At 41.7% G+C, this 8509-nt stretch carries 7 protein-coding genes and 1 pseudogene; 5 read left to right on the top strand and 3 right to left on the bottom strand.

Features of this window, described 5'->3' with window-relative positions; all coding sequences use genetic code 11:
- The 5 genes and pseudogenes from ACFE90_RS33105 to ACFE90_RS33085 all read left to right on the top strand — a co-directional run.
- Positions 1 to 1966: glycoside hydrolase family 10 protein (locus ACFE90_RS33105; protein ID WP_375506540.1), on the top strand; the 1966-nt coding region annotated here is incomplete at its 5' end.
- Positions 1967 to 2534: 568 nt separating this feature from the next.
- Entirely contained in the window at positions 2535 to 3248 is a 714-nt protein-coding gene (locus ACFE90_RS33100; RefSeq protein ID WP_375506539.1) for a hypothetical protein, read from the top strand.
- A 100-nt stretch (positions 3249 to 3348) separates the two neighbouring features.
- A pseudogene (locus ACFE90_RS33095) lies at positions 3349 to 4589 on the top strand (EAL domain-containing protein).
- A gap of 112 nt (positions 4590 to 4701) precedes the next feature.
- A complete protein-coding gene (locus tag ACFE90_RS33090) occupies positions 4702 to 6045 on the top strand; it encodes a PQQ-dependent sugar dehydrogenase (protein WP_375506538.1) in 1344 nt (447 codons plus the stop codon).
- 174 nt (positions 6046 to 6219) lie between these two features.
- The gene (locus tag ACFE90_RS33085; RefSeq protein WP_375506537.1) at positions 6220 to 6627 is read left to right on the top strand and encodes a phosphomannose isomerase type II C-terminal cupin domain; all 408 of its coding nucleotides are present in this window, start codon (positions 6220 to 6222) and stop codon (positions 6625 to 6627) included.
- A gap of 119 nt (positions 6628 to 6746) precedes the next feature.
- On the opposite strand, the gene ACFE90_RS33080 is transcribed toward ACFE90_RS33085, so the two are convergent.
- From ACFE90_RS33080 to ACFE90_RS33070, 3 genes are all read right to left on the bottom strand, one after another.
- The gene (locus tag ACFE90_RS33080; RefSeq protein WP_375506541.1) at positions 6747 to 7505 is read right to left on the bottom strand and encodes a HEAT repeat domain-containing protein; all 759 of its coding nucleotides are present in this window, start codon (positions 7503 to 7505) and stop codon (positions 6747 to 6749) included.
- Positions 7506 to 7681: 176 nt separating this feature from the next.
- Positions 7682 to 8221 carry a GNAT family N-acetyltransferase gene (locus tag ACFE90_RS33075; RefSeq protein ID WP_375506536.1) on the bottom strand — a complete coding sequence of 180 codons (540 nt, stop codon included), beginning with the start codon at positions 8219 to 8221 and terminating at the stop codon, positions 7682 to 7684.
- A gap of 21 nt (positions 8222 to 8242) precedes the next feature.
- Positions 8243 to 8431, bottom strand: a complete 189-nt coding sequence (locus ACFE90_RS33070; RefSeq protein ID WP_375506535.1) for a hypothetical protein — start codon at positions 8429 to 8431, stop codon at positions 8243 to 8245.
- Positions 8432 to 8509 lie beyond the last annotated feature (78 nt).

The following is an 8509-nucleotide window of genomic DNA, read 5'->3' as shown; positions in this document are numbered from 1 at the left end:
GGGTAGTTCATCCCCCTCATCTCCCTCATCCCCTCCTCCTAAAATTGCCACTGCTCCCATACCTAAACCGCTTCCTACAGTCAAACCCCCAAGTTCTCAAGAGGCTATTGACCAATTAGAACAAGCGGTGCGTCTGGATGTTGCACCCAACTCCAATGAGCCGATTGACAACAACCAAGCGATCGCTCTCCAGCAAGAGCTAGAAAACCTGATAGGTCGGGTGGAAAGCGCTAATTTAGCAGTGTCAGCCGATGCGGCTAATGTTGGTGAACTTACATCTGAAGCTAAACAGTCCTCTAGGCATCTGGACACCGACACCTCCCAATCTTTCAAGGAGCAACCTACGCAATTAGCCTCAACTAAACTGGGGGCGCTAGGCATGAGTAAAGAGCAAGCCTTAGCACAGGTAAAGGTAATTGCCAAAAACTTCCCCCTATTGATTGTCCAAAAAAACTATGCTCTAGCCCGTCAGCAGTGGCTGAAGGCTAAAACGACTTTGTGGCAACAGTTTCCTGTTGATCAAAGACTAGCTCAACCAGAAATTCGGGCAGTTTGGTTAGATCGGGGGACGATTGTTCGTGCTGGTAGCAAGGCAGGACTAGCCCAGATTTTTGATCGCCTAGCTCAAGCTGGGATTAATACTGTCTTTTTTGAAACTGTTAATGCTGGGTACACCATTTATCCGAGCCAAGTTGCAAAAGAGCAAAACCCACTAATTCGTGGGTGGGACCCACTGGCAGATGCGGTGAAATTAGCCCATGAGCGAGACATGGAATTACACGCTTGGGTTTGGACTTTTGCTGCTGGTAACCAACGTCACAATCAAATTCTCAACCTTAATCCTGATTATCCAGGGCCAGTGCTGGCGGCTCATCCCGATTGGGCAAACTACGATAATCTTGGTAACATGATTCCCGTTGGTCAAACTAAGCCATTCTTCGATCCAGCTAACCCCGAAGTGCGTAAGTATTTACTTAAGCTGTATGAGGAAATTGCTACTCGCTATAACATAGATGGTCTACAGCTAGACTACATTCGCTATCCTTTCCAAGACCCATCAGCAGGTCGAACCTACGGCTATGGCAAAGCTGCAAGAGCGCAATTTCAGCAACTTACTGGTGTAGATCCAGTAAATATTTCCCCTAGTCAACCAGACTTGTGGCAAAAGTGGACGACATTTCGCACCCAGCAAGTTGATAGCTTTGTTGCCCAATTATCACAGCAGTTGAGACAAAAGCGACCGAATTTGATTTTATCGGTTGCAGTATTTCCTTTGCCTGAACTAGAGCGGATTCAGAAAATTCAACAAAATTGGGAAACTTGGGCAAGGCAAGGGGATGTAGACTTAATTGTTCCCATGACTTATGCTTTAGATACTTCTCGTTTCCAACGACTGGCCCAACCCTGGATCGCCTCTAAACAATTGGGATCTACTTTATTGGTACCGGGAATTCGCTTACTTTCTTTGCCAACAATTGGAGCATTCGATCAACTCCAGTTGGTAAGGGACTTGCCAGTTAGTGGTTATGCACTCTTTGCCGCAGAGAATTTTAACAACGATCTACAAAAACTTTTTAGTAGCACCCAAGGCAGGATTCAATCTACAACAAGTGAACCCATTCCTCACCGTCAGCCTTTTCAAACTGCCGCCATCCGTTACACCGCGCTGCAACGGGAATGGAAATTTGTTTTTCAAAATGACCAACTACAAAGACCGGCTCAAACAATATCGGATTTTAACAACCAGGCAGAAGTTTTACGCAGTGCTTTAAATCAGCTTGCCGCTTCCCCTTCTCCTAGTAAGTTACTAGTGGCGAAAGCCTCTCTAACTCGGTTCCAATCTCAATTTCGGGTATTGATGAGCCAAGAGCTTAAGTCAAATTTTTATCAAGCCAAGGTTTGGGAAAATCGGCTTGTAACTATAGAAAGGCTATTACGTTATGGCGAACGGCGATTGCGTCTTTAGTAAAGAGGCAAGGGGAGCAGGCAGCAGGGGAGAAGAGTGAAGAGTTTTCCCTCTGCTTCTTTCCAATGCCCCATACCCAATACCAATATCCAATTTCCAACTAGCTAGATATTAGCTAGTTTGTAATTCTTAACACACTTATTGTAGTGTTTAGAATTTAAATATTATTACTTATTTGGTGTCCAAATATTGGAAAAATTTAATTAATAAGCTTTAAATAACTATTTTTTTATAATAGCTATTGTACAAATATATGCAAGCGTTATCTCAGCTTCTAAGGCTACTAAGCTTAGAGTCAATAATTGACCCTTTGCTACTGATACTTGTGCCATAAATAGCCTAATCGGATGCGATCGCACTGATGGAAACATGGGGCAAGAATATCTTAGCTTATTCATCTTCGCAGATAGCGGAGTGCTCTACCAAAGATGATATGGTAATGATTGCAGCTTCATAAAATAGCTTGAAAACAGCCAATATTTTTGAAGTTACGCATACTTTAACCATCACATAAGATGTGTTATATATTTTAAATGCATTCTTAGTGTTATTACTGGTACTTTAGTAGTTGGAGCTACTGCCGGTTGTAGATAACCAAGGTCACATTGTCATTTTTATCATGGCTAAAAGTCTCTGCCAACAACTAGCAGAAAAAATAGAGAAAACTAGAGGTAACACTAGTATTGGTTCCTTTAAGGTAAAACATAAGATTCTCGTTGAGAGCCAACTACTCAAGTACAAATGGTTACTAGTAAGCGTTATAGTACTTAAACATACGACAGGCGAACCTGCTCGCCTCATTGGAGTTTCTGTGGATATTACCTCCTGTGTACAGGCAGAAGTATTATTTCGTGAGAGTGAAAGACAATTTTGCCCCATCTTCAACAGTTCCTTCCAATTTATCGGGTTGCTGATAACAAAGGATATGGTGCTTAAAGTTAACCAAACAGCGCTCCGATTGGAAGAACTACAGCCACAAGATGTAGCTGAGTATCCATATTGGGAAATATGGTGGACGCTACTTGTCAACCAAGAACATCTGCAATATTTACTCTCCTCCAGCCCAGCAGTAATTTACACCTGCAAGATTTATGCAGATTTTGGTAGCACATTTATTAGGGAAAATGTTGTCGCCAGGAGCTATCAAGTGCGGGAAATGCTCAAAATAACTAGCTTTTGGGCTAGTGAACTCCATTCGTTGTTAAAATCCTTGTCTCACACCGTTAATATCGGCAATATACTATGCATTGGATTAGGAATAAAAATTTTAAAAGTTGGTTGATATATACCTATTAAGGTAAAATATTTGCGATAAATATATGGGGATAATGCATTTTTTGTCATTTTTTACATAATAAATAAAATATAAATTGAGGTAATTTATGCCCAAGATTTTAATAATAGAAGATGAAGAAGCTGTTCGTGAAAACATTTCGGATTTGTTAGAAGCTGAAAGTTTTGAAACTATAGCTGCGGCTAATGGCAGAATCGGATTACATTTGGCTATCTCCGAAGTTCCCGATTTAATTCTCTGTGATATGATGATGCCACAACTTGACGGTTATGGTGTACTAACAGCGTTACGTCAAGATCCATCAACGGTAACAATTCCCTTCATTTTTATCACTGCAAAATCTGCAAAATCTGACTTCCGCCAAGGAATGAATATGGGCGCTGATGACTATATAACTAAGCCTTTCACTCGGGCTGAATTATTAAGTGCCATCATGAACAGATTGGAAAAGCACGCTACTTTAAAAAGGTATTTATCTCCTAAAACTGTAATTAACAACTTGTCTCCAAAGATGCAGTTATTAGAAATCAGTTTACACCGCGCTATCAAACAACATAATTTTGAAGAGTTTGAAATTTATTATCAACCAATAGTCGATATTGCTTCTGGAAAAATAGTAGCGGCTGAAAGTTTATTGCGCTGGCAAAGTCCGGAAGTGGGGCTGATTTACCCGACAGAATTTATTCCGTTAGCAGAGTCTACAGGTTTAATTGTTCCACTTGGAAAATGGGTATTCAAAAAGGTTTGTCAACAAATAAAAATATGGCGTAATTTTGGAATTTATCCTCTAATTATTGCTGTCAATTTGTCAGTAATTGAATTCAATCAGCCAGGTTTTATTGAGAAAGTAGTCAAATTTATAGATATTAATGGTTTGGAACCACATTACTTAGAGCTAGAACTTACTGAAAGTATGATTATGCAAGATGTAAATAGTGCGATCGCTACTATGAGCAAATTGCAATCCTTGGGTGTAAAAATTGCGATCGATGATTTTGGTACGGGCTACTCTTCTTTAATTTATCTGAAAAACTTACCAATTAACACATTAAAAATAGACCGTTATTTTATTCATAATGTTGCAACTGATCCACAGAAATCAGCCATTACTAAGGCATTAATTCAAATGGCTCACAATCTCAATCTAGATGTAGTTGCTGAAGGTGTAGAAACAGAAGCAGAACTGGCTTTTTTACGCCAACACAACTGTAATTCTATGCAAGGCTTTCTATTTAGTCGTCCATTGCCAGCAGCAGAATTTGAAAAACTTTATTGACTAATAAATACTTATATATATATGAATATTGGAAATTAAGAATGGGGGAGTAAATGATTTTCTCATTACCCAGTACCTCAATTCAGAAAAATCGGACTTTAGACTGGCGACAATTATTAAGTCTCAAGTCTAAAGTAAGAAAATTGTGTCATAGTCTCTACCATTATGAAAGTTCCTGCGCGTTTGTTGCTGCCAGTTTTTTTACTGACCTTAGTAGCAGCCTGTAACCAGACTCGCGCTTCCTCAGATAATTCCACACCAGAAACATTTGTACCTTCCGCTCAACTGACACAGAATTCTACACAGTCAAAAGATACCGTTCGGACTGAAGCACTTTCACCCACGCGCATCCGGATAAATCTAAAGAATTTACCAGCACCTTTCGCAACAGAAAGTGCCTCTAAGCGACCTGAAGTTGTGCCCATTCCGCAAAATCCGGTGCTGCGTGTACCACCAGGCTTTACAGTTAACGTCTTTGCAAAAGGTTTAGATGCCCCACGCTGGTTAGCTTTGACCCCCAGTGGTGATGTCCTGGTGACTGAAACGGGGCAAAACCGCATTCGTTTGTTATGTGACAGCAACGGTGACGGCGTAGCCGACGTTCAAGAAACCTTTGCTAGTAGGGACAACGGACTCAATAGACCCTTTGGTATGGCTTTTGCTGGTAATTCCTTTTTTCTGGGAAACACAGATGCTGTGGTTCGTTTTCCCTATAAGAAAGGCCAAAATAAAATTACAGACAAGGGCGAAAAGATCGCCGACTTACCTTCTCAAGGTTATAACAACCATTGGACGCGCAATGTTGTTGTCTCGCCTGATGGCAATAAATTATATGTTTCTGTTGGTTCAGGAACCAATGTCGATGAAGAACCTCTACCACGGGCTTCAGTACAGGTGATGAATTTGGATGGTTCCCAGCAGCAAACTTTTGCTTCTGGCTTGCGTAATCCTGTTGGTTTAGACTTTCATCCTGTAACTAAGGAACTTTACGCCACTGTTAACGAACGCGATGGAATCGGTGATGATTTGGTTCCAGATTATCTGACACGCGTTAAACAGGGAGCATTTTACGGCTGGCCTTATGCTTATCTGACACCAAACAACCTCGATCCGCGCCAAAAGACGGATGACAAAAGTAAACGCCCCGACTTAGCAGCCCGTACCCAAACGCCAGATGTGTTGTTCCAGGCACACTCAGCAGCATTGGGTTTGCAGTTTTATGATGGTAAAACGTTTCCAGAGAAATACCGAAACGGTGCTTTTGCTGCTTTTCGTGGTTCTTGGAACCGCGATCGCGGCACTGGTTATAAAATTGTATTTGTTCCCTTCGATGCTAAAGGGCGATCGCTTGGCTACTACGAAGACTTTCTCACAGGATTTTTGCTAAATCCTTCTGTACCAACCACTTGGGGAAGACCTGTAGGTTTACTCGTGTTACCAGATGGCAGTCTACTGCTAACAGAAGAAGTTAATAATCGGATTTACCGGATTCAGTACAAGGGGGGTTAAGGAATTCACGCATTGAAACATTTAAAAATTCACGGATAGGAGCTGTTGTCTGGAGTAAAGTTAGAGCAGTTGTCATTAATAGAAATGTTGTGGCTGCATCTCCCTACACAGATTTATCCTATTTAGGGTAAATTACTTAAAAATACTAATACTCATCTGGTTGAGAAATTAATTATGACTTCTAATGAAAATAATACTCAGTCAAATATCAACGAATTGTCTCCACATTCAGGTACACGATACTGGGGTGAAGTAGAAGTAATCGAGGAGGGAGAAACTTATAGAATTAGTCGTCTTGAAATTAAGCCCAGACACGGAATTAAACCACAAATTCATTATCATCGCAATGAACATTGGGTTGTAGTATCTGGTGTAGCCAAGGTAACTTGTGGAGAAAAAGAAATATTACTGAATCGAAACGAATCAACTTATGTTCCCGCAGCAACCCTACATAAGGTAGAAAATCCTGGACAGATTCCGCTAGTTATTCTGGAAATTCAAAATGGTGAATATTTGGGCGAAGATGATACGGAACGCCCCTATGATCTAAATTTGGTTAAACCTGTAGTTGAAGGTCACTAAAGAGCGAGGAAGTGGATGAGGGAGCAGAGGAGGAAGAATTTTAGATTTTGGATTTTGGATTAAATCTCAATCTCAAATCCAAAATCTCAAATCCAAAATTGAATTGCCCCATGCCCAAATCAAAACCATCCTTCTTGTTCCAGGGTTTCAATCAGCTGCAAACCACGGGGATCACCCACTCCTAACAGCGAGGCTTTAGCGTCTGCCCGGACTCCCAAATCTTGGTCTTCGGCAAAGGCTTGAATTAAAGCGTCGATCGCTGTGGCATAAACTACATTGGAAGGCAGTTCGCGGCACAGTTGACCAATTGCCCAAGCACTGTTACTACGCACTGCTTCCACAGGATCTTTAACTAAGGCTTCAATTAATGGTGGTATTGCCCCTATAACCGCTTCATAACCCACATCTGCCATTTGTGCTAAGGCGCTAGCAGCCCACAAACGCACTGCTGAAATGTCAGTTCTGAGGGCATCTGCTAGAGGCGGTAAACAACGGCGATCGCGACAGTTTCCTAAAGCCCAGACAACACCTTTACGCACATAGCCATTCCAATCATTGTTTAGTTGAGCAATTAACGGACTCACTGCCTCTGAACTAGGATTGCGTCCAAGTGCATAAGCTGCACTCACGCGCACTAAGGGACAAGTATCACTTAACAGGCGAATCAGATGGGGGATAGCACGCGCATCTTCCATATCACAAAAAGCACGCGCTGCTAACATTCTTTGTTGAGGCTGGGGATTTTCCAGCAGGGCTAGCATCACTTCTGGATCTGGTTTTGCCACGACTGATTCGGCAGTTAGCGGCTCTATTTTATCTAAGGGGCTTTCTAGCTCCTCCTCAATATCGAGTAGGCTTAGATCATCTTCGTCATACATAATTTCATTTAAATCCCTTTTCGGGATTAACACATAATCCCCCGCGCCAATAAGTTAAAGCTTTATAAGTATTAGTTGCGTAATTATACACTTTCCTTTCTCCTCGTTGAGTTTTATCCAAACGAGAAACGCCATAACTCAGACACTTAAGTATGATGTTACTGCTATCCTATAGTTTATTTTTCTGCACTCAGGAATTTTACCATCCACAGGGATTGGGTTTGATAACCTAACTGATTGTAAAGATTTAATGCAGGTTTGTTGGATTGAAAAACTTGCAATCCAATCTGGCGATCGCCTCTTTGAATAGCCCAATTTTCCACATATCGCATCAACGCTTTACCAATACCCCGTCGCCGATATTCTGGTACAACGTAGAGAATAAAAATATGAGCATGACGGTTCCCATGTACTTGATCTATAGAATTGCCCACCCAGAGGCAGGCTATGGGTGGATGGGCATTGCTCATTGAGAATAAGGCATGGAGAGGAATTTCCCCCTGCTCTCTGCTCCCTGCTCCCTGCTCCCCCTCCTCTTCTACCCACCACAAGGGCGTATCACTAGAAAAGTATTGCTTAACTGTTTGCTCTAGATGAGAAAAATCCTGATTGGGAAAGAGATCCTCGTAAGTTCGCTGCATGAATTTAAGCAGCAGCGCCCGATCCAAAGTAGAACCACGGCGAATAATATAGCCCGGTAGTAGTTGCTCAGACACTTTTAACGTTTATTAACTTAGCTAGCTCGGGTTATGTGCTGCTGGTGGGAAATCAGTTGGAGTAGGTTGATAACTTACCCCCACCTCTTCAATTGGTGCGGGTGCTGCCATATCGGAGGGTAAAAATATCCGGGCGCTGACTGCCACTAGGGCAAAGAAAAATACTAATACTGCAAGCAGTGGGGCGATGTATTGACGAAAGATAGCCATATTTTAATTGCAAGAAGCTAGGAACTTTTATGAGAACCTAGCTGAAGATTTGTGAAGTATTATTGATTTATTTTAGCA

Source organism: uncultured Nostoc sp. (assembly GCF_964245445.1).
Lineage (GTDB): Bacteria > Cyanobacteriota > Cyanobacteriia > Cyanobacteriales > Nostocaceae > Nostoc.
This window is presented reverse-complemented; position numbering and strand designations above follow the sequence as displayed.